1 protein-coding gene is annotated in these 274 nt (G+C 37.2%); it reads right to left on the reverse strand.

What is annotated here, in order from left to right:
• Nucleotides 1–50: 50 nt before the first annotated feature.
• The coding region (locus tag R0K30_RS21890) for a response regulator (protein WP_410612934.1) at nt 51–274 on the reverse strand (224 nt) is incomplete at its 5' end.

Below are 274 nucleotides of genomic sequence, written 5' to 3' on the forward strand. Positions count from 1 at the left end.
CGTTAGAAAAGGCCATGATTATTCCTAATTATGGCCTTTTTTATTACCGGCTATAAAAGCGTACTTAAAGACGCTTTTAAGGTTTCAAACTTAATAGGCTTGGTAAGCACTTTATTAACACCTACTTTAAAACATGATGCCTTGTCATCGGTTGAAGCATTTGCGGTTAGTGCAAAAATAGGAATATCACTTAACAGCTCATGACGAATATGCTGCGTGGCGCTTAGCCCATCCATGGTCGGCATCATGATGTCCATTAAAATTAAATCAAAAT

Source organism: Bacillus sp. SIMBA_154, from assembly GCF_046536015.1.
Taxonomy (GTDB): domain Bacteria; phylum Bacillota; class Bacilli; order Bacillales; family Bacillaceae; genus Bacillus; species Bacillus pumilus_P.